The organism is Epilithonimonas zeae (genome assembly GCF_900141765.1).
GTDB classification, from domain to species: Bacteria; Bacteroidota; Bacteroidia; order Flavobacteriales; family Weeksellaceae; genus Epilithonimonas; species Epilithonimonas zeae.
Genome location: NZ_FSRK01000002.1, coordinates 187,634 through 209,009 on the forward strand (window position 1 = coordinate 187,634; position 21,376 = coordinate 209,009).

Annotated in this window: 17 protein-coding genes; 11 read left to right on the forward strand and 6 right to left on the reverse strand. The window is 34.8% G+C overall.

What is annotated here, in order from left to right; all coding sequences use genetic code 11:
• The first annotated feature begins 98 nt into the window (after window positions 1-98).
• From BUR19_RS12640 to BUR19_RS12675, 8 genes are all read left to right on the forward strand, one after another.
• Window positions 99-725: an NAD(P)H-dependent oxidoreductase gene (locus BUR19_RS12640; RefSeq protein ID WP_074235822.1), complete on the forward strand. Its 627-nt coding sequence runs from the start codon at window positions 99-101 to the stop codon at window positions 723-725.
• 50 nt (window positions 726-775) lie between these two features.
• Window positions 776-2,371: an L-aspartate oxidase gene (gene nadB, locus BUR19_RS12645; RefSeq protein WP_074235823.1), complete on the forward strand. Its 1,596-nt coding sequence runs from the start codon at window positions 776-778 to the stop codon at window positions 2,369-2,371.
• On the forward strand, window positions 2,371-2,967 hold the full coding sequence (locus BUR19_RS12650) for a hypothetical protein (protein WP_074235824.1): 597 nt from the start codon (window positions 2,371-2,373) through the stop codon (window positions 2,965-2,967). The genes nadB and BUR19_RS12650 overlap by 1 nt, the downstream gene beginning before the upstream one ends.
• A 6-nt stretch (window positions 2,968-2,973) precedes the next feature.
• Window positions 2,974-3,837, forward strand: coding sequence for a carboxylating nicotinate-nucleotide diphosphorylase (nadC, locus tag BUR19_RS12655; RefSeq protein ID WP_074235825.1), 864 nt, complete (start codon window positions 2,974-2,976; stop codon window positions 3,835-3,837).
• A gap of 60 nt (window positions 3,838-3,897) precedes the next feature.
• The gene (locus BUR19_RS12660; protein WP_074235826.1) at window positions 3,898-6,621 is read left to right on the forward strand and encodes a TonB-dependent receptor; all 2,724 of its coding nucleotides are present in this window, start codon (window positions 3,898-3,900) and stop codon (window positions 6,619-6,621) included.
• 81 nt (window positions 6,622-6,702) lie between these two features.
• Window positions 6,703-7,140 (forward strand): hypothetical protein, encoded by a 438-nt coding sequence (locus BUR19_RS12665; protein ID WP_074235827.1) that lies wholly within the window; start codon window positions 6,703-6,705, stop codon window positions 7,138-7,140.
• Between the two features lie 30 nt (window positions 7,141-7,170).
• Window positions 7,171-8,160, forward strand: a complete 990-nt coding sequence (locus BUR19_RS12670; RefSeq protein ID WP_074235828.1) for an aspartate-semialdehyde dehydrogenase — start codon at window positions 7,171-7,173, stop codon at window positions 8,158-8,160.
• A 51-nt stretch (window positions 8,161-8,211) separates the two neighbouring features.
• Window positions 8,212-9,216 (forward strand): cation diffusion facilitator family transporter, encoded by a 1,005-nt coding sequence (locus BUR19_RS12675; protein ID WP_074235829.1) that lies wholly within the window; start codon window positions 8,212-8,214, stop codon window positions 9,214-9,216.
• Here BUR19_RS12675 and BUR19_RS12680 read toward each other — a convergent pair.
• Together BUR19_RS12680 and xrtF are read right to left on the reverse strand one after the other, a co-directional pair.
• Window positions 9,207-9,677, reverse strand: coding sequence for an exosortase F system-associated membrane protein (locus tag BUR19_RS12680; protein WP_074235830.1), 471 nt, complete (start codon window positions 9,675-9,677; stop codon window positions 9,207-9,209). The genes BUR19_RS12675 and BUR19_RS12680 overlap by 10 nt on opposite strands.
• Before the next feature lie 297 nt (window positions 9,678-9,974).
• Window positions 9,975-10,505, reverse strand: a complete 531-nt coding sequence (gene xrtF / locus BUR19_RS12685; RefSeq protein WP_074235831.1) for an exosortase family protein XrtF — start codon at window positions 10,503-10,505, stop codon at window positions 9,975-9,977.
• A gap of 130 nt (window positions 10,506-10,635) precedes the next feature.
• On the opposite strand from xrtF, the gene BUR19_RS12690 reads away from it, so the two are divergent.
• Window positions 10,636-11,652, forward strand: a complete 1,017-nt coding sequence (locus BUR19_RS12690) for an aminoglycoside phosphotransferase family protein (protein ID WP_074235832.1) — start codon at window positions 10,636-10,638, stop codon at window positions 11,650-11,652.
• A gap of 241 nt (window positions 11,653-11,893) precedes the next feature.
• Here the strand turns inward: BUR19_RS12690 and BUR19_RS12695 are convergent, their stop codons facing one another.
• Window positions 11,894-12,556 carry a C40 family peptidase gene (locus BUR19_RS12695; RefSeq protein WP_074235833.1) on the reverse strand — a complete coding sequence of 221 codons (663 nt, stop codon included), beginning with the start codon at window positions 12,554-12,556 and terminating at the stop codon, window positions 11,894-11,896.
• Between the two features lie 225 nt (window positions 12,557-12,781).
• Complete coding sequence (locus BUR19_RS12700) at window positions 12,782-14,980, reverse strand: glutamine synthetase III family protein (protein WP_074235834.1); 2,199 nt, start codon at window positions 14,978-14,980, stop codon at window positions 12,782-12,784.
• A gap of 358 nt (window positions 14,981-15,338) precedes the next feature.
• On the opposite strand from BUR19_RS12700, the gene BUR19_RS12705 reads away from it, so the two are divergent.
• Window positions 15,339-17,006 (forward strand): DUF6909 family protein, encoded by a 1,668-nt coding sequence (locus BUR19_RS12705; RefSeq protein ID WP_074235835.1) that lies wholly within the window; start codon window positions 15,339-15,341, stop codon window positions 17,004-17,006.
• Between the two features lie 136 nt (window positions 17,007-17,142).
• Here BUR19_RS12705 and BUR19_RS12710 read toward each other — a convergent pair whose 3' ends face one another.
• Complete coding sequence (locus BUR19_RS12710) at window positions 17,143-18,384, reverse strand: DUF445 domain-containing protein (RefSeq protein WP_074235836.1); 1,242 nt, start codon at window positions 18,382-18,384, stop codon at window positions 17,143-17,145.
• 129 nt (window positions 18,385-18,513) lie between these two features.
• On the opposite strand from BUR19_RS12710, the gene BUR19_RS12715 reads away from it, so the two are divergent.
• Entirely contained in the window at window positions 18,514-20,043 is a 1,530-nt protein-coding gene (locus BUR19_RS12715; RefSeq protein WP_083600779.1) for a hypothetical protein, read from the forward strand.
• Window positions 20,044-20,062: 19 nt separating this feature from the next.
• Here BUR19_RS12715 and BUR19_RS12720 read toward each other — a convergent pair whose 3' ends face one another.
• Window positions 20,063-21,364 (reverse strand): M48 family metallopeptidase, encoded by a 1,302-nt coding sequence (locus tag BUR19_RS12720; RefSeq protein ID WP_074235838.1) that lies wholly within the window; start codon window positions 21,362-21,364, stop codon window positions 20,063-20,065.
• Window positions 21,365-21,376 lie beyond the last annotated feature (12 nt).

The window sequence follows — 21,376 nt, forward strand, 5'->3', positions numbered from 1 at the left end:
TAAAGCCTTTGCAATGAATGATTTAAAAAATTCGGTTAGAAATGTTTCATTATTTAAAACGGTTCTAACTAAAATTTCAAATTGTCTATATTTGTTATATGAACTATTTAGAAGCACTTAACTGGCGATATTCTGTTAAAAAATTTGATGGAAAAAAGATTTCTTCTGAAAAACTGAACAATATCCTGGAAGCAGGACGATTGTCTGTCAGCTCATTAGGCTTACAACCTTATCATCTTTTGGTTGTAGGAAATGATAAAACGATTCAGAAATTGATTCCGGCCTTTTATAATCCTTCACAAATATCGACTTGCTCGCATTTGATTGCTTTGGTCACAAAAACTCATATTAATAAGGAATATGTCGATAATTATTTCAGTCATATTATTAATGAGCGTGGTGTGACTTTGGAACAATTGTCTGCTTTTAGAAATAACATCAATCTTTTCTTAGAAAATTATACCCAGAAAGAACTGGAAAGTTGGTCCGAAAAACAGAGCTATATTGTTCTTGGTTCATTGATAATGGCTTCTGCCGAAGAAGAAATCGACACTTGTCCAATGGAAGGCTTCAAAGCTGATATTTTAGAAGACGTTCTGAAAATCGATAAAGAACACGAAAAAATTGCTGTTGTTCTGGCGCTTGGCTACAGAGCGGAAGATGATATTTTTCAGAATTTCAAAAAAGTAAGAAAACCTGCGGATAAGTTCATCAAATTCTTTTAACTTTATTCTTTTGAATTTTCTCAGACATTGAGAATCATTAATTCTTATTTATGATAAAAACAGACGTTCTTGTAATTGGTTCCGGAATCTCGGGCTTATCTTATGCCATTAAAATTGCCGAACAATTACCTGAAACTAAAATTACCATCGTTACAAAATCCAACGAGGACGAAAGCAATACCAAATATGCACAAGGCGGATTGGCAGTCGTAACAGATTTTTCCAAAGATAATTTTCAAAAACACATAGACGATACTTTGCGTGCCGGAGATTACATCAATGACCCGGAGATTGTCAAAATCGTGGTAGAAGAAGCACCTTATCGATTCAATGAAATTGTTGAATGGGGCGCAAAATTTGATCAGGAAAAAGGAAAATATTCTCTAGGTCGTGAAGGCGGACATACCGAAAACAGGATTGTCCATCATAAAGACATTACAGGTTTTGAAATTGAAAGAGCGCTTCTTGAAACTATTAGAAACTCTCCAAATATCGAAATGCTCCCTCATCATTATGTTATTGATTTGATAACACAACACCACGTTCCAGGGAAAGAATTGGACAAAGGAAATATCAATGCTTACGGTGCTTATATTCTTGATGAGCAGAATAAAAAAATCAAAAAAATCACTTCGAAAATTACTTTAGTTGCAACAGGAGGAGCCGGACACGTTTACAAAAACACAACCAATCCAATCATTGCGACAGGAGACGGGATAGCCTTTGTTCACAGAGCGCAAGGGAAAGTTTCCAATATGCAATATTATCAGTTTCACCCAACGGCGATGTACTCTAAAAGAGATGGAATGCTATTTTTGATCTCAGAAGCTGTTCGTGGTGACGGCGCAAAACTCCGTACCAAAAACGGAAAACCATTTATGCAGAAATATGATGAGCGCGAAGAATTAGCTTCCCGTGACATCGTTGCAAGAGGAATCGATAATGAACTGAAAATCAGCGGAGACGACTATGTTGGTTTAGACTGTCGCGAAATGGACAGAGAAAAATTCATCAATCACTTTCCAAATATCTATCAAAAATGTCTGGATGAAGGAATTGACCCTTTCAAAGAATTGATTCCTGTGGTTCCGGCTTGTCATTACTTGATGGGCGGAATTGATACCGATAAATACGGACAATCTTCTATCAAAAATCTTTTCGCCGTTGGAGAATGTACCAACTCCGGACTTCACGGCGCGAATCGTTTAGCTTCGAATTCTTTATTAGAAGGTTTGGTCTTTGGTCACAATGCGGCGATGAAAACAGTTGAATTGCTGAAAGAAAATGATTTCAATTTCGATGATTTGAAAGCAGTTCCGGAATGGAACGAAGAAGGAATGAAAATGATGGACGAAATGGTTCTCGTAACTTATCTCAGAAAACAACTCCAGGAAATGATGAGCGATCTGGTCGCGATTGTAAGAAGCAACGCAAGATTAGAATTGGCAAAGAAAAAGCAGCGTGAAATCTATGAAGCCGTGACAGAGCTTTATAATTATTCCATACTTTCGCCACAGCTTTCGGAATTGAGGAATCTTGTGAATGTTTCTTACCTTATTATCAAGCATTCTCTCGAAATGAAAGAAAATAAAGGTGCATTTTACAATAAGGATTTGGCCACGAAACCGCTTTTGATCAATGAGTAATGACAGTGATTAAATATATTTTTCTGATTGGATTTCTTATCGTCATTTCTTGTAATTCTTCGAAACAAGAAACCGATAAAAATTCGCTGGAAACAGAAAACTTCATCAACAACAATCTCAACTCACATCCCGGCAAACCCTTTTTTACTTTTGATGCCGTTGATTATTATAAAAATGACATCGATGAGAACACGGCAATGAATCTTCTGAATTATCGACCAACATCATTAGATTCAATAAGATATAATTTAATCATCGACGAAACTTCAGAAAATATCAGTAATGAATACTTTATAAACAACCTTACAAAAGCAGACTTCAACAAGACAGAAATTAAGTCTGAAGATTTTCAGAAACTTGCTGCCCTATTTTCCGAACAGCACCAACGTGAGGAAATTTATTTTGCCTGTATTCCAATCTTTAGAGATATATTAGTATTCAAGAAAAATGAAAAGGTAATTGGCGTTGCAAAAATCTGTTTCGGTTGCAATCGAAATAAAATTATTGCAAGCAAAGCAAATACTTCCAATTTTGGACAAGGGAAAGATTACGAATTACTTTCATTGATTCTCAACAAATATAAAAATACCAATTAACGCAAAATGAAAAGACCAGCATACGCCAGCGACAAAGTTTTAAAAGAATTCATAAGAACTGCTTTGGAAGAAGACATTCAAAATGGTGATCATTCTACACTCTCTACGATTCCGAAGGATTTGGAACAGAAAGCTCAACTTATTGTAAAAGAGAATTGCATTCTGGCAGGAGTAGAATTAGCAGAAATTATTTTCAAGAACTTTGATAAAAATCTGAAAGTGGAGATTTTTATTAAAGATGGAGAATCCGCCAAGAAAGGTGATGTTGCATTTATCGTTTCTGGAAAAGCAAGGTCGATTCTTTCAACAGAAAGGTTGGTTCTTAACTGTATGCAACGTATGAGCGGCATTGCAACAATGACCCACGATTGGGATTCTAGATTAGTGGGAACAAAAACTAAACTTCTTGACACCAGAAAAACGACACCTAATTTCCGAGTTTGTGAAAAATGGGCAGTGGCAATAGGTGGCGGAACCAATCACAGATATGGACTTTATGATATGATAATGCTGAAAGACAATCATATCGACTATAATGGAAGTATTACCAATGCTGTGAAGATGGCGAAAGATTATGTCAAGAAAAATAAGTTAAAACTTAAAATTGAAGTGGAAACCCGTAATCTAGAAGAAGTTGAGGAAGCTGTGAAATCAGGGGCAGACAGAATTATGTTTGACAATATGGATGTCGAAACAATGACCAAAGCTGTAAAGATTGTCAATAAAAAATCAGAAACCGAAGCTTCTGGTGGAATTACACGCGAGGTGTTAAATTCGGTGGCGAAAACTGGTGTTGATTTTATCTCAGCGGGTGCAATTACTCATTCTTCAAGCAATATAGACCTGAGTCTCAAGGCATTAAAAATTTAACACTATATTAACAGAACATATTAATTTTTTTAAGACTTTTGCGACATAAATCTTAAAAAAATGAAAATGTTATCGAAAAAACCAGCATTAGTCTTTATGCTGACAATGAGTACGGCAAGTTTTTACTATGCTCAATCTACTCAAGATACACTGTCAAAAACAAACGACATAGAACAAGTCGTGATCGCAGGTGTTGCAGATCTTGCAAAAGATAGAAAGACACCTGTAGCTGTTTCTACTATCAAAGAGGCTCAAATCGTAGAAAGACTTGGTAACCAAGAATTTCCTGAAATTTTGAAATCAACACCCTCTATCTATGCTGTAAAAGGTGGTGGTGGTTTTGGAGATGCAACTATGAAAATCCGTGGCTTTGACACTAATAATACGGCAGTTATGGTTAATGGTGTTCCTATAAACGGAATGGAAGATGGTGCCGTATATTGGAGTAACTGGTTAGGTCTTTCGGACGTAACTTCTGCGATGCAGATACAGAGAGGTCTTGGTTCTTCAAAATTAGCAATTGCTTCCGTTGGAGGAACAGTCAATATCATAACAAGAGCTTCTGATAAAAAAAGAGAAGGCAATGTAACAGTAGGTGTTGGTAACGATGGTTATCTTAAAACTTTATTTTCTTATAATACTGGAAAATCTGCAAATGGCTGGTCTACTTCATTCTTAATGTCAAGAACTGCAGGAAATACTTATATCGACGCTTCTGAATTTGAAGCTTATAATTACTACTTTGCATTAGGTTATCAAAAAGGAAATCATGATTTCCAATTTACTTTAACTGGTGCACCACAATGGCATATGCAAAACTTCCAAAGTAGGATATCTGATTTTATTAAATATGGAAATGGCGTAGATGAACCCAACAGAAGATACAACCCTAACTGGGGTTATCTGAATGGTGAAGTAATGTCTCAGTCTATAAACTTCTACAGCAAACCCGTTGCATCTATCAACTGGGATTGGAAGTTGTCCGAAAGCTCAAAACTATCAACTGTAGCTTATGCCTCTTGGGGTAGAGGTGGCGGAAGCGGTGTAATTGGAAGCATCAATGGAAACAACATTAATAGCGCAAAATTAAAAGATGCTAATGGTAACATTAGATTTGATGACATCGTGGCTTGGAATCAAGGTGCTGTAATTCCTGCATTTACAAATTCTGCTGGAACTGCTGCTCCTGCAAATCCAACTCCAGGTACTGCAACCAGAACAAACGGTCTTGTAAGAAGAGCAAGTATCAATTCTCACGACTGGTACGGATTATTATCTAATTTCCAACATAAAATCAATGATAACTGGAATTTTTCTGCTGGAATTGATTTAAGATATTATTATGGTTATCACCCAGGTGTAATTACAGATTTCTGGGGGAATTCAAAGTATGTTGAGAAAGACAACATGAATGAGCTTCCTAATGGACACGATGTAACAATAGCTCAAAGTACATCTCCTTCTGCCAATCCTTTTGCCGCTGCAGTAAAAGACAAAAGCCAAATTGCTTACAGAAATTATGATGGAGAAGTTCTTTGGGGCGGGGTTTTTGGCCAGTTAGAATATTCTAATGAAAATTTATCTGCATTTATCCAAGGATCTGCTTCTGAGCAAGGTTATAAAAGAATTGACAATTGGTTAAAAAATGGAACCATCCAACAAGGTCAGGCTGTGAATCAAAAAACAGATACTAAATTTCTTTTCGGATTTAATACAAAAGCTGGTATCAACTATAATATCAATGAGCAACACAATGTATTTGCAAACGTAGGATATTATGAAAAACAGCCTTTATTTAATTCTGTTTACAACTCTCCTCTTGCCCCCGCTTCTGGAAACGACCCGTTAATTAATACTAATGATGGTAGAGCAACCGGTAATCAGCAGATTGTAAATCCATTATTAACAAATGAGAAAATTGCATCAGCAGAATTAGGTTACGGTTTCAGAAGTGGTATTTTCAATGCAAATGTAAACTTATACTACACTTCTTGGAAAGATAGATACAACAGATTTACAGGACTTGTTGTTCCTATTAATCCTAGTTTGCCAGCAACTGGAGCAAACCTTTACAATAGACCATTTGCAAACTTAACAGGTATTCATGAAATCCATATGGGGGTTGAATTCGAGGGTACGATAAAAGCTACAGATTATCTATCATTCAACACCATGATTTCTGTTGGAGACTGGAAATATAAAGGGAATGCAACCGGAAACCTTTATGATGAAAATGGAACACCTATTTCTTTGAATGGTAAAACTGATGTAATATTTGCATTAGATAAAGTTAAAGTTTCTGACGCTGCACAAACTACTGTAGCTTTAGGATTCACAGTAAAACCATTGAAAAACCTAAGTGTTTTCGGAAACTGGAACTATTATGATAATTATTATGGAGTAATCAATTTCAGTGATATTGCTATTACTAAAGCTGATGGTTCAATTAGTAATAATGGTAAAAAAGGAGCATTAGAATATCCTAGTTATAACTTGTTTGATGTAGGTTTATCTTATGGAATTAATCTTAATAATGGCCACAAAATTGTTTTGACAGGTAATGTTTATAACTTACTTGACACAACTTATATTTCTGATGGTAAAACATCTACCCACGTTAAAGATATTTCTGATTTTACACCAACCTCAACACAAACTGCACAACAACAATATGATGCTTACATCAATAACCCTTTGAACTTCTACAAAGGAATTGATACAAGTAATCAAGTTTACTTCGGTTTCGGAAGAACATGGGCAGCTTCTATCTCTTATAAATTCTAAATATTAGATTAATATTTAATTATACCCAAATCCCGGCTATCTGTCGGGATTTTTCTATCTTTGTCAATCAAAAATCTGAATATGGACTTTTTTAAAATTTTTCTTAGCGCTCACAAAGGTTTCGCATACTTAGAGCTAGCACTTGTAGCTGCATTTTTAGTATTCTTATTAATCACAATGTTTGGCTATAGCGGCAGAATTTCTAAAGCATTAAAAAAAGTGACTTTGTTTACAATGATCTTTTTTCACGTTCAATTTTTAGTCGGTGTATGTTTATTGTTCATTTTTTCACCAGGATTCAAAGCTGCTATAGATGCAGGGACATTGATGAAAGACCCTTACTCAAGATTTCAATACGTAGAACATCCTTTCTCTATGTTAATCGCAGCAGTATTAATGACAATCATCAATAAAAAATTCAAAACAACCGAAAAACTGACTATTCCTATTATGTCATTAGGGTTGGTTGCAATTGCATTATTCGTTTTTGCATTCCCTTGGGCAAGAGTTTTCGGATAAATATTTAACAATTTAATTAATCAAAAAACAATGAAAGTAGCTGTAGTAGGCGCAACCGGAATGGTTGGACAAGTTATGCTGAAAGTTTTGGAGGAGAGAAATCTTCCAATTACTGAACTGATTCCCGTAGCATCAGAGAGATCTGTTGGAAATAAGGTCAAATTCAAGGACAAGGAATTCACTATCGTTAGCATGAACGACGCTATTGCAGTCAAACCCGAGATCGCTATTTTTTCAGCAGGCGGTGGAACATCTTTGGAGTTTGCTCCAAAATTCGCTGAGGTTGGAACAGTAGTGATCGATAACTCATCGGCTTGGAGAATGGATCCGACTAAGAAATTGGTTGTTCCTGAGATCAATGCGAACGTTTTGACAAAAGAAGACAAAATCATTGCTAATCCCAATTGTTCTACAATCCAGTTGGTAATGGTTCTTCACCCGTTGAATCAGAAATATGATATCAAAAGGGTCATTGTTTCAACTTACCAATCTGTTACCGGAACCGGAAAAGCAGCTGTTGATCAACTAAATTCTGAAATCAAAGGCGAAAACCCTGAGAAAGTTTATCCTTATCAAATTTTCAAAAATGCATTGCCACATTGCGATGTTTTTGCGGATGATGATTATACTAAGGAAGAAATCAAATTGATGAAAGAGCCTAAGAAAATTATGGGCGATGATACTTTCAATTTGACGGCAACTGCAGTAAGAGTTCCTGTACAAGGAGGACATTCTGAAAGCGTAAACATCGAGTTTGAAAACGAATTTGATTTGGAAGAAGTAAGAAAAATTCTTTCTGAAACACCAGGAGTCGTTCTTCAGGATAACGTTAAAAATAACGAATATCCAATGCCTTTATACTCTGAAGGAAAAGATGACGTTTTTGTCGGAAGAATCAGAAGAGATCTTTCGCAACCAAAAACGCTCAACCTCTGGATTGTAGCAGACAATCTCCGAAAGGGCGCTGCTACCAACGCAGTTCAGATTGCAGAGTACCTAGTAGCAAATAACTTAGTTTAAACTAACAAAATCTAAAGAATCTTCGAAATTTCGAAGATTCTTTTTTTAGCAATGAAAACAAATAAAAAAAACAATTCTAGTCTCGCTTTTCAAAAATGGATCGCTGTTGTTGGCATTATTCTATTCGTAGGGAAAATAGTTGCCTGGAAACTAACAAATTCTGACGCCGTATTCTCCGACGCTATGGAAAGCATCGTGAATGTCATCAGTGCTTTTTTGGGACTTTATTCTTTATACTTAGCTTCGAAACCGAGAGATGAGAATCATCCTTACGGACACGGAAAAGTGGAGTTTGTCACATCGGCTATAGAAGGCTCTCTGATCAGCATTGCCGGTTTAATGATTATTTATGAAGGAACCAACAGTTTGATATCCGGAAAGGTTCTTAGTAAATTGGATTTGGGAATTTGGATTATCGCTGCAACGGCTATTATTAATTACATTATTGGCTATATCTCGATTCAAAAAGGGAAAAGAGAGAATTCGATTGTTTTGATTTCTTCCGGGAAGCATCTTCAGTCTGATACAATTACAACTTTGGGTGTTGTAGTCAGTTTAGTATTAGTTTATTTCACAAAAATTGTTTGGATAGACTCTGTAGTTGCTTTGTTCTTTGGATTCTATATAATTGTAATCGGCTACAAAATCATTAGAAAATCTCTGAGTGGAATAATGGATGAAGCCGATCCAGAAATGTTGGAAAGATTGGCAAGCTTCCTCAATGAGAACAGAAAACCAGAATGGATAGATGTTCATAATATGAAAATCCAGCAATTTGGAAGCCGACTTCATATAGATGCACACATCACTTTACCTTGGTATTTTGAACTAAGAACTGCTCACGATGAGATGGAGGAAGTCATTAAATTAATCGCCAAAAACACCGACAGAAAAGTAGAATTCAATTTTCATATGGACGATTGCAAACCGACTTCCTGTGCTATTTGCCAAATTGAAAACTGTCCAGTTCGCCAACATGCTTTTACAAAAAAGATTGATTGGAATGGCGAGAATATTTCACAGCCGGATAAACATACTTTAGATAATCAACTCTGAATCATCTTTTTACGATAATAAAAAATCGGAACAAGCAAAACAAGTGTCAGTGGTTGAATCACAAATCTTCTCACATAAAATGAGAAAAGATAACCAAAGTCAAACTCATCATAAATGCAGAAGAGATAAATTGGGAATACGATTGCGAAAACCAAAAGAATCAAGATAAAAGCCTGCTTTGTCCATTCTTTATTTTGGAAAAGAAAATGGATAATTACCAACGAGAAAAAGGCGTTTAAACCAAATCTAAAAAGATAACTTATAATTAATTTCCCCCAAACAAAATCTGGAAAAATTTCATTTGGATTAGCTGTTTTGAAGAAACGCAAAAAAGGATCATAGAAAAGTTTATCTTCTAATCCGCGTATCCCGATTAATCCTAAAACGCCTGACAAAACTAAAACCCACTTTAGTATTTTAGGCAATTTTATGGATTGCAAAAGTGAAATGTGAACAATCATTTTTACAAAAATTTAAATTCTTTGATAGATTAATAGCATTATGAAATTCTCAATCCAAAGATTGAATAAGTCTAAATTCATTATTTACTTACGAGAGTAAATGAATGCTATAAAACGAAGTGTTGGATATTAGAATCAGTTCGATTCTGTAAAGCGCTGTGGAAAATCCCAGCTTGGATAATAAATTTATTTTTCATTGTTTCTCGTGTGTTAGACGACAAAATTACAAAAATAAATATTGTTAATCGCTAATAATCAACAATTAAAGTCAAAAAAATTAAAATTCTTTAATGATAATTAAGATTTATCTGTTTTTTTTAAAGCAAAAACCTGAATCCAGACTAACCAAAGAATAATTACACCGCCATAGATAATCGCAGGAAAAAGGTAATCGTGGCCAATTTTTTCGTACTGAGGGTATTTTAAGAAAATGATATTCAATAAAACAATTCTGGAAATATTAAGGATATGAAGTAAAATAATTCCTCCGAGGGCAAATAGAAATGTTTTAGCACCTTTATAAAAAGCAAAAACAAAAGCCGTAAATAAGATTGCGACCGAGAAAACATTACAACCTTCTACCATTCTGGTTGTGAACTTCCCGGATGTTTGAAACAAGACACTATGCAATTTCAAACTATCTACCAAAACAGTTGGGAAGCCTAATACATTTTGCAGAAAAGCGACTTGTTTCGCTACCCATCTTGTAAAAGGATCTACCACTTCGTTTTCATATGTGTTAAGATAGAATTGATAGAGCAATACCAGAACGATATAGATAACAACGAATCTTAACAGAATTTTCAGAACGGGTAAAAAATCTTTCATTTGTGGGTGTTTATTTTTTAAGGTCAATTGAAATCACACTTTATTTTTATAAAATTCTAAGTTTGTGATTTTAAAGCGTAAAATTACAATTTTTAGCGAATCAAAATCTATTATTAATTAACTTTGTTCTATGCAGGAACATCAGGATTTTTTCAAAGAATTTTTGGGTAAAAACCCGGATTCTTTTATTGCAATTCCACAAAGTGGCTCTTCCAGAATCAATTATATCGGGAGTTTTGAGGATAAGAAATATGTGATTACTTATAACGAGAATATTCGGGAGAATGAAGCGTTTTTCTATTTTTCCGAGTTATTTCAAAGTCTACAACTTAATACGCCGAAGGTTTTTAAAATCAATTCTGATAGAGATTTGTATGTTCAGGAGTTTCTGGGAAACAAAACGCTTTCGGAAGTTATTGCTGAGGAAGGAACTTCTGACCGAGTAAAAAAATTAGTCAAAAAAAGTCTGGAGAATTTGTTTAAACTGCAGTCCAAAACTTTGGGAAAAGTAGATTTCAAAAAAAGTTTTGAGTATGAAAGTTATGATGATTTACCAATTACGCACGATCTTTATTACTTCAAGAATTTTTTGATTGATGTTCTTGAAATTGAATATCACAAATCGACTTTGCTGAAGGAATTCAAAACTATTTCTGAGTTGATTCAGAAGTTGGAGCCAAAGACCTTGATGATTCGGGATTTCCAGTCCAGGAATATTTTGGTGGATGAGAATGATGAGGTTTTCTTTATCGATTATCAATCGGCAATGGAAGGTCCTGCAGCTTATGATGTGATATCTTTTCTTTATCAGGCTAAAGCTAATTTCCCTAATAATTTTAAAGAAGAAATGCTTGATTATTATGTATCATTCTGGGAAAAGGCTTCTGACAAAGAAGCTCTGAAAGAATCTTTTGATTGGATGAAAATGATGCGTTTTCTGCAGGTTTTAGGTGCTTATGGGTTCCGCGGGTTGATACAGAGAAAAAAACATTTTTTAGCAAGCTTACTTCAAGGAATTAATAACATTTATGAACTGAATCAAACGTGGAATGAGATTGCTCTACAGTTTCCGGAATTGTATTTTATCATTCTAAGATTAAAAAGCAAAGAAGTGCAATCTAAGATTGAGGAATTGATTATTGATTAAGGCTTAGCAGCTTCACTCTGACATTGATTGACAAATTTTGTTAAGACGACAAATGCCCTAGCCCCGATTGCAGTGGTTACCCCGCAACAAGCCTTGGGAAAAGTTTTGGCGTGAGGAGTATGAGCGGAAAGCGGGAAATAGCTCCTAAGTAAATTTTTTAGATTACTTCGCTTCGTTCGCAATGACAAATAAAAAACCTCAGAAGCAATTCTGAGGTTTTTTCTGAATATTTTCAGTCTCTCTAATTATTTAATACAGTTAATGCATTTTCTTTTACAACTCGCTTAGCGAATCTGAATTTTGGTCCCCAATAATTATCGTCTAGTGAAGAAACCATTACACCTTTGGATGTTGCGGCGTGAATAAACTTCACTTCGCCTTCTGGCGTTACATCTTCCACGATTCCTACGTGAGAGATTCTGCTGCCTCTGTGTGAGAAAAATACCAAATCTCCTTTCTGAAGTTCTGTTTTTTCTACAGAATCGCCTTCTTGAGATTGTTGAGCTGCTACTCTTGGAAGGTCCATCCCAGCTGCTGCGCCAAAAACTGACAATACGAATGCTGAACAGTCTATTCCGCTTCTGGAAGTTCCTCCGAATCTGTATGGTGTTCCGAGATAACTTTCAGCTTCGGATAAGATATTGTCAATCGTATTGCTGTGTCTGATTGCATTTTCTATCGCTGACCTTTTGATAACATCGTTTGTATTAGCAATAGATGCTAAAACTTGTTGTCCTTTGTTGTTTGATTTGTTGGTTACGGGTTTTACGTTTACATCCAACGATGCAAATTTGGCATCAGTTTTGTATGTTTGATTGTTAGAAACCACATAGTTAGAAACACAAGACTGAAGTGTAAAAAACGTGGTCACAAATAAGATATAAACTAGAACTCTTTTCTTCATATATATTTAATTATTTGTGTTAAACTTTAGGTTGGTATTTTGTGATTGCATAGCAAAAATAGCCATTACCGTTTAAAGGGTCTTCCAATTCAAACTGAGAGACTTTTAGTTTAACATATTTTAACAGTCTTTTTAAGAATGTTAAAAAAAAATGAACCGCAAAGCCTTTATTTGGGCATTGCGGTTTTATTTTTAGTTAAGATTCTTTAACTTTTTTGTAGATATTTATCTAGTGAAGAGTAATTCTCTATATTTTGTCATTGGCCAAAGCTCATCGTCAACCATCATTTCCAGAGCGTCAGAAGCCTCTCTAATGTTATCAAACAAAGGGATAACTTTGGTGCAATATTCTTCTGCTTGCTTTTGACTTCCTGACGTATTTTTAGCTTTTTCTTTAGCAGCTAATAAATTGTCAACACCAACTTTGATTTGAGAAACATTTCCGGAAATATCAGAAATCAATGCCAATTGTTCTTTTGCCAAAGTCTTGAATTCTTTGTCTCCGAAGATTTCTTTCAATCCTTTAACGTTCTCGATCAATCTGTTTTGATAATTAAGCGCTGCAGGAATGATGTGGTTTCTTGCAATATCAGCCAAAACTCTAGCTTCGATATCAATTACTGTTGAGTATTTTTCTAACTTGATTTCGTTTCTAGCTTCGAATTCTCTGTGGGAATAGATTCCTAATTCCTCGTAAAGCTCAACGAATTTTTGGTCTAATTCCATTTTAAGAGCTTCCGGAGTTGTCTTCAAATTGTTAAGACCTCTTTTCTTAGCTTCTTTGGCCCAATCGTCAGAATAACCGTCACCTTCGAACATAATGCTTTTGGATTGCTTGATGTATTCTCTCAAAACATTGAAAATTGCTTCGTCTTTTTTAAGACCAGTTTCAATCAAAGCATCAACCTCAGTTTTGAAAGTTTTTAATTGTTTAGCCGCAATTACGTTCATTACAGTCATTACTTCCGCACAGTTTGCAGAAGAGCCCACCGCTCTGATTTCGAATTTGTTTCCGGTAAAGGCAAAAGGCGAAGTTCTGTTTCTATCGGTATTATCTAAAAGAATTTCAGGAATTTTTCCAACAACATTCAGTTTCAACTCCGTTTTTTCTTCAGGAGATAATTTTCCGTCTGTTACTTTTTCCAATTCTTCCAAAACGCCGAACAATTGACTTCCTATGAATGCTGAAATGATTGCAGGTGGCGCTTCATTAGCTCCCAATCTGTGGTCGTTGCTCGCAGATGCAATACTTGCTCTCAACAAATCCGCATAATCGTGAACCGCTTTCAAAGTATTAACAAAAAAAGTCAGGAACTGAAGGTTTTTCTTTGGATTTTTACCCGGACTCAAAAGGTTTTCGCCTGTATCTGTTCCCAAAGACCAATTGTTATGTTTTCCACTTCCGTTAACACCAGCAAATGGTTTTTCGTGAAATAAAATATGGAAGTGATGCTTGTGTGCAATCCTTGCCATAATATCCATTAATAATGAATTGTGGTCAACTGCAACATTTGCTTCTTCGAACATTGGTGCCAATTCGAATTGGTTAGGCGCAACCTCATTGTGACGCGTTGTTACAGGAATTCCTAACTTCATACATTCGATTTCCAACTCCTTCATATAATTCATCACTCTTGTAGGAATCGAACCAAAATAATGGTCATCCAACTGTTGTCCTTTTGCAGGAGAATGTCCTAGTAAAGTTTTTCCTGTTAAAACCAAATCTGGTCTTGATTGATACAAAGCTGTATCTACCAAGAAATATTCTTGTTCCCAGCCCAAAGTTGGAGAAACTTTTGTTACATTTTTATCGAAGTAAGACTTGCAGACATCCGTTGCTGCTTCATCAACCGCATTCAAAGCTCTTAATAATGGTGCTTTATAATCTAAAGTTTCGCCTGTGTAAGAAATGAAAATCGAAGGAATACAAAGTGTAGTTCCCATAATGAAAGCCGGAGAAGTTGGATCCCAAGCAGTATAACCTCTAGCTTCAAACGTATTTCTGATTCCACCATTTGGGAAAGAAGAAGCATCTGGCTCTTGCTGAATCAATAACGCTCCGCTAAATCTCTCGATTGCTCTACCGCCTTCGATTGGTGTGAAGAAAGAATCGTGTTTCTCAGCAGTTGCGCCTGTTAATGGTTGGAACCAGTGTGTGTAGTGTGTTGCGCCTTTGGACATTGCCCAATCTTTCATCGCAACAGCCACTTGGTCTGCAATGTGTCTCTGGATTTTTGTTCCTTTTTTAATAGCATCTAAAATAGATTGGAATGCTTCTTTCGTCAGATATTCTCTCATTGTTTCTTCAGAGAATACGTTTTGACAAAACAATTCTGAAAGTTTGGAAGGTATAGAAACCGCATTATCCTGTCTGTAATTTCTGAAAGGAAGCTCGGCTAAGGCTTTAAATCTTAATGTTGACATAAAAGTGTGTTATTTTTAACAAGGCAAATTTACAAAAAATATAAATTCAAATTAATTTACCCCTGAAAATTTATAGTCATTTTAAATAAAACAAATTTAAAACTTAAAACAACCCCTAAATTTCAAGACAAATCAATTAACGTAAACAAAAACTTTTATTTAATATTTGTTATCAAATTATGAATGAAATTTATTTTTAGAATATTGATGAGAAAGTTTAACTTTAAAAACTATTATAAATTAATCAACCAAGAAGCACATAAAAGCAACAATCATTTGAAATTCAACTAATTAACCAAAATATTTTGATTTAAATAAAATTTCATATCTTTGCAGACTTTTACAAAAATTTTAATATATGGCAAATTCAAGAGCAAGAGAAACCACAGAAGCTATCGAAAGATTATATGTCTCTATGAGACACTTATTCTATAGAGGATTTTTCAAACCATCTGGAGTGTCGGGCGAATCATTAAGAAAATTATTAATGGTCATCAATCCCGAAATCTACGGAAGCATGAGCATCCCTAACAAGATAGAACTGGACGGTTTGCTTTATGTTCTTGACCGTCTCCCGGAAGGCATCGAGGAGTGTTCTTTTATCCATTTGACTTCTGACGAAGGTTTTGACAAAGGAAGTTTCGAGCCAATCGTTCCTAAGAAAAGACGTAGAAACTGCTACAGAATAGATGAACACCAAATGAACATCGAGGTTCTTTTGGGACGTTCTGAGATTTATGATATCCTGACTCACTTAACATTCCTTTATTTGGAAGCTGATAAAATTAAAAATATCGGTTTCGATTTGGATAACGAAGGTCGCCCAAAACGCATCTGGAAAATCATTGAAGAGGTTGCAAAAGGCGAGAAAAAATACAGCAGAAAAGAAAAAGAAGTGGCATTGATTCATCTTTCTTCTTTCTTAGGAAGAACTTTTGATGAAACTCTGAATGCTTATAACAACTTCGGAGACGACAAAAATCCGGACCGTTTGTTCAAAATCATTTATTGGTTAGGGCAGATCAGCCTTGATGATTGGAGAGAAACAAGGGAAAGAGAAATCCATTTTTCAGCGATTCTGCAGGAACGTGTAGGTCATCACCTTTTCGGGGAAAGATGGGCGAACAAAATCAAGAATATCCTTGTAGAAAACAATCTTCATATGCGTCCGCTTCACATCATCAGTGCCAATATGCACTCTGTGAAAAATATGCTTTTCGCCAATGAGGCTCTTAACAAAAAAGCCACAAAAGAAGTAGATTATAAATTATTTGCTGACATCAGTAATAAGAAAGACCTTCAGGAAAAAATCCTTGACCACGCATTGAAAGAAGGAATGATTTATATTGATGACAATAGCGGAAGTAATATCGATGTCCAAATCATCGACCTTTCTAAAACTGAACTAAAGAATTCGGTTTTCGCTAATCAAAAATACAAAGGCGACGATGTGATTTTGGTTTTCGATTATGCTTTCGGTGAACAAGCTTATGAAGTAATGGACGAATTGTTAAGGCCTTACGAAGTGAACGGCGAAGTTTATATGATGAAAGTTAAATCCGTCTCTATAATGGGGAAAGCAGGAATCTTGACCGGTGGAAAAGGCGATATTATGATTCCAACGTCTCACATTTTTGAAGGAACTGCCGATAATTATACTTTCGAAAACGCTTTGAAATTGGAAGATTTTGTAGATGATGAGGTTAAAGCTTTTGAAGGACCAATGATTACTGTTCTTGGAACATCGCTTCAAAACAAAGATATCTTATCCTATTTTATGACAACTTCTTGGAAAGCCATCGGACTGGAAATGGAAGGTGCGCATTACCAAAAAGCGATTCAAGTAGCGAGCAAAATTCGTCATCACATTTCTCCGGATTTGTTTGTGATGTATGCTTATTACGCTTCTGATAATCCATTAGAAACAGGAAGTACATTATCTTCCGGCGGACTTGGACTCACAGGTGTAAAACCAACTTATATGATTACGCATAAAATCATCGAGAAAATTCTTGATAAGAAATAAAAATAGAAAGCCTCCAAAATTTGGAGGCTTTTTTATGAATAAAACTATCTCGCTTATTTTGCAGATACAGCAAATTTTTAGTTTTAATGATTTGCTAAATCTACCAAACTTTTGAGAGCATCAATTATAATTACATTTAAATAAAATTAGCAATCGTATAAATCAGCAAACCAACCAATCCACCAACGATGGTTCCATTGATTCGGATGAATTGCAAATCTTTCCCGACTTCCAGTTCCAATTTTCGGCTGAGTTCTTTACCTTCCCAATTGCCAACCGTTGTACTAATGAGTTCACCAAAATTCTGTGTGTTTTTCAGAATATATTTATAGGCAGTCAATCTAACCCAATTATCAATTCGACTTTGGAATTGCTCATCATTTTGAAGGTTAGAAACAAATTCATCAATGTTTTTTTTGACATAAGATTTTAGTTTAGAATCTTCATCTGATAGTTCTTTTATCAAAGAAGATTTCAGAGATTGCCAAATATCAGAGGAATATTGTTTGATTTTATTACTTTGCAGAAAATCAGATTTTATAGAATCAAATTCTGTTTCCCATTTTGGTTCTTCTTTTAGTTCTTGTGAAAAATCCAGAATTTTATTCGTGATTTCAGCTCGTAATGGATGATTAAGATTTTCTTCAACTTCCAGAAAATAATCGCTTAAACCTTTGGTGATTTTTTCTGCAATTTTATTATCTACCGATTTTGGAATCAAAAAGAAACTCTCCTTTCCTACTCTTTCGGAAACCATTTGCTGATTATCCAGAATATAATTTTTGATTTGAGAACTTAGATTGGTAATGATTTTCTGATGGTCATTTTTATTGAGAAGATATTCGATTCCGTTTCCAACAACTGAGTTTAATTTGAGTGAATCCGTCATTTCCTCAGCTTTATTTGAAATAAATTTCACAACAGATTCATCATCTAACTTATTCAGAATATCTTTAAGAATCGATGACAACTCATTAATCAAAACATTCTGATTATTATCCTTAGACAGCCAATCCCCTACATAAACCGAAACTTTTAGTTTCTGAATATAAGGACGAATATTCTGAGGTGATAGAAAATTATCAACCACAAAATTTCCTAGATTATCTCCGATTTTTTCTTTAGAATTCTCAATCAAATTGGTATGCGGAATTTTAAGTCCTAAAGGATAATTGAACAAAGCCGTCACCGCAAACCAATCCGCCAAAGCACCAACCATCGCCGCTTCCGAGAACGCACGGATGTATCCAATCCAATGCGAATGATTTTCTTTTTGCAAAATCGTCATTGTTATGAAAGTAACCGCCATCAGAATAAATAATCCTGTCGCAAGATTTTTGTAGCGCTTGAGTTGTTGTTTTTTCAATTCATCATTCATAAATCTGGAAAATCGAAAATCATTCCAAACAAAATTAATCAAAATTTGATGGAATACTCTTGAAAATCATATCAATAAATCTATACTAAAATGTTTATTTTTTTAGTTTTGTGTTTAGAAAACAATTCTATGAAAAAACTCTCTGTACTGATGGTAATATTCTTATCATCATTCTTCTATTCGCAGACTCAAGATCTTTATGCATTAGCAAAAGGAGAACATTTGGGATTCAACGCTATCTTTGACCAAAAGGACAATCTTTTCGGTTACATTTCCATCTATTCTTATGGAAAAAGCAGTGATAAAACCAAAAAATTCGAATATGTAATCCTTGATAAAAATCTGAATCCAATCGCGAACAAAGAGTTTGAAGGTGATATCACAGCAGGCGATTATTACGGCTATATGGATTTTCGAGGAGAAATTATCCTCCGCCCTTCCAGAATAGACCGAGAATTCGTTACCAACAAAACGGTTTTCACGCCATCTTCAATGGTCATTGACCTGAAAGACAATTCGGTGAAAAAGAAAATCTATTATGATTATGACAATGGAACATTCAAGGAAATCACCGAACAAAAAGCGTGGAAAAGTGCCAGAAAAGAAAACCGTGAAGAGAAAAAGGAAAAAGGTTACAATTACATCTCTTATGTCGTAGAAATCAAAGAAGGTGGATATATTGCTGTAGAATATAATGATTATGGGAAATATGTGAATAACAACAGTCTCATCAAATTTGATGAAAATAAAAAGGAATTATGGCGATACAAGTACAATACTTCTGGTGACAAAAAAATAAATGAGGAGATTTCTTTAATCGATAAGGATGAAAAGCATCTCTTTTTCCTAGTCAAAAAAACGATAGACAAAAACAAGCAATATTCTCTTTTGGTACTTGACATCAAAACCGGAGAACAAAAAAGTTTTGAAAAAATAGAAGTCTTGAACAATGAAACTCTGGATTATATCACGAGTTTGTACTCCTACACTTTCGGGAATATTGATAACGACAAAATTTTCGATGATAAGATTGTAATGCTCGGCAACCACATTACCAATGACCTCCGAAAAATCGGCTACACCAGACTTTTGGTGGATAAAAATACATTTGAGGTCAACGTAAAAGACCTTGACCACCTTGACCTTGTAAGTTATATTCCTAAGATCAAAGAAAGTGGACTGGTAGAATCTGGTTATTACTTACATCCTCGTGATGCCTATTTTCTGAAAGACGGAAGCGTTGGCTTAATCTTGGAAAAGTATAAACCAGAAGGACAATACAGCGCACCAAAAACCACAGATTTGGTTTACGTTTTTACGGATAAAGATTTTAAAACAAAAGGCGTAAAGATTTTTGAAAAGGAAAAATCAAAATGGTCTAACTCAGATTATCTTTTTTCTCAATATCTGAACGATGGAAAAGATGTGGTCTTCTTCTACCGAGATTATGTAAAAGATAGCGAAACAAAGGAGAAAAACTGGAATCTGTACATCAATACATTAATAGACGGAAACTTCAAACAGGAAGTTGTACCAATCTCTGCCAAAGACGATTATATGGTTTATCCATATGTTGGAAAAGAAGGCTATATCTTGTTGAGAGAATATAATCAAAAGGAAAAATACAATAAGATCCGTTTGGAACGTCTCAATTATTAAGACAAAAGTCTCTGAGTTTTCAGAGACTTTTTTTATTATAAAATTCGGTAATGTATTTGATATCATCCAGACTTAAATTCCACATAAAATTGAGAAACTGCTGGTAACTTTCGCTCTGATTTTTTGGATCAACTCTGTCCAGATAACGATTGAGTTTATAATTCTTCCGAGCTTCATATATTTTTTCAAAATTCTTTCCCAACCAATATTTGTAGTAATCTATATCCGGATCTTCTTTTTGAAGAAATTGCAAAGCAGAATAAATTCCAACGCCATAATCTTCTGATTGATAAAAATTAGGAAGGACTTCCATTTTCGCTATTTTCTGCAGGTCAATAAAATCAGGTTTCGGTTCTTCTTTTGAAACCAAATCCTGCAAAGGGAAATGCTTGTCTAGATATTGTATCCTCGCCTCTATCTCAGGATGCGAAGCCACAGAATCTTTATCTATCTTCTCTTTGTAATGAGAATAATCGTAGCCGGAAAAATCTTCCTTTTTCATCCATTGTTCCTTGAAAGGATGATTCGGAAGGTCAAAAAACTGTTTATAAGTTTCAGCCTTGACTATTTTTGGAGAAATCGTATCGTATTTTTTCAAATTCAACAAAGCTTTCCTGAAATCTGGCTTGGAAAAATTCGATTTCTGATAATAGATATAACCAAGAGAATCTGCTTCATTTTCCTGTTTCCTTTTCTGTGCACTGAATTTGTACAATTGTCTTTTGTAAAACTGATGCGCTTTCTCACCCTTGTTATTTTGAACTAATGTCAAAGTTTTAGCTTCAGCTTTTCCATCTTTTCCCAACTGAATATTTTCTAATTGAATCTTGATGGAATGGTCCAAAAAAAGATGTCCCAACTCGTGGCAAATCACCGATGCCAATTGTCCCTCATTATCCACCCAATTGAAAAGGCCCATATTCACAACCAAAGTTCCGTCTCCCATACAATAGGCATTTGGGCTGTTATCTTTTTCTACCAGAACTTTCAAGTTTGGAAAATCTAAAGAATTGCTTTTAAGAATCTGTTCAACCATTTGATTCACATAATGGTTAAACCCTGTATTGAACACAAAATTCTTATTTTTCACTTCATCCTGAAAATCCTTTTGAAATCTTGATAGAGCAGCAGAAATCTCTCTTCCGGTTTTTCCTTCGTATTTGTCCTTTTGTTTCTTATTATAAGTTTCAGAATCTTTGATATAAGTTGTCAAAAAACTTTTCCGCTGTAGATAATCTGCTGTATCAATCGGTTTGTAGTTGTTTTGAGCATTAGAAAAAGAAAATATACTCAACATCAAAACCAATAAAAATCTATTCATCAATAATATTTT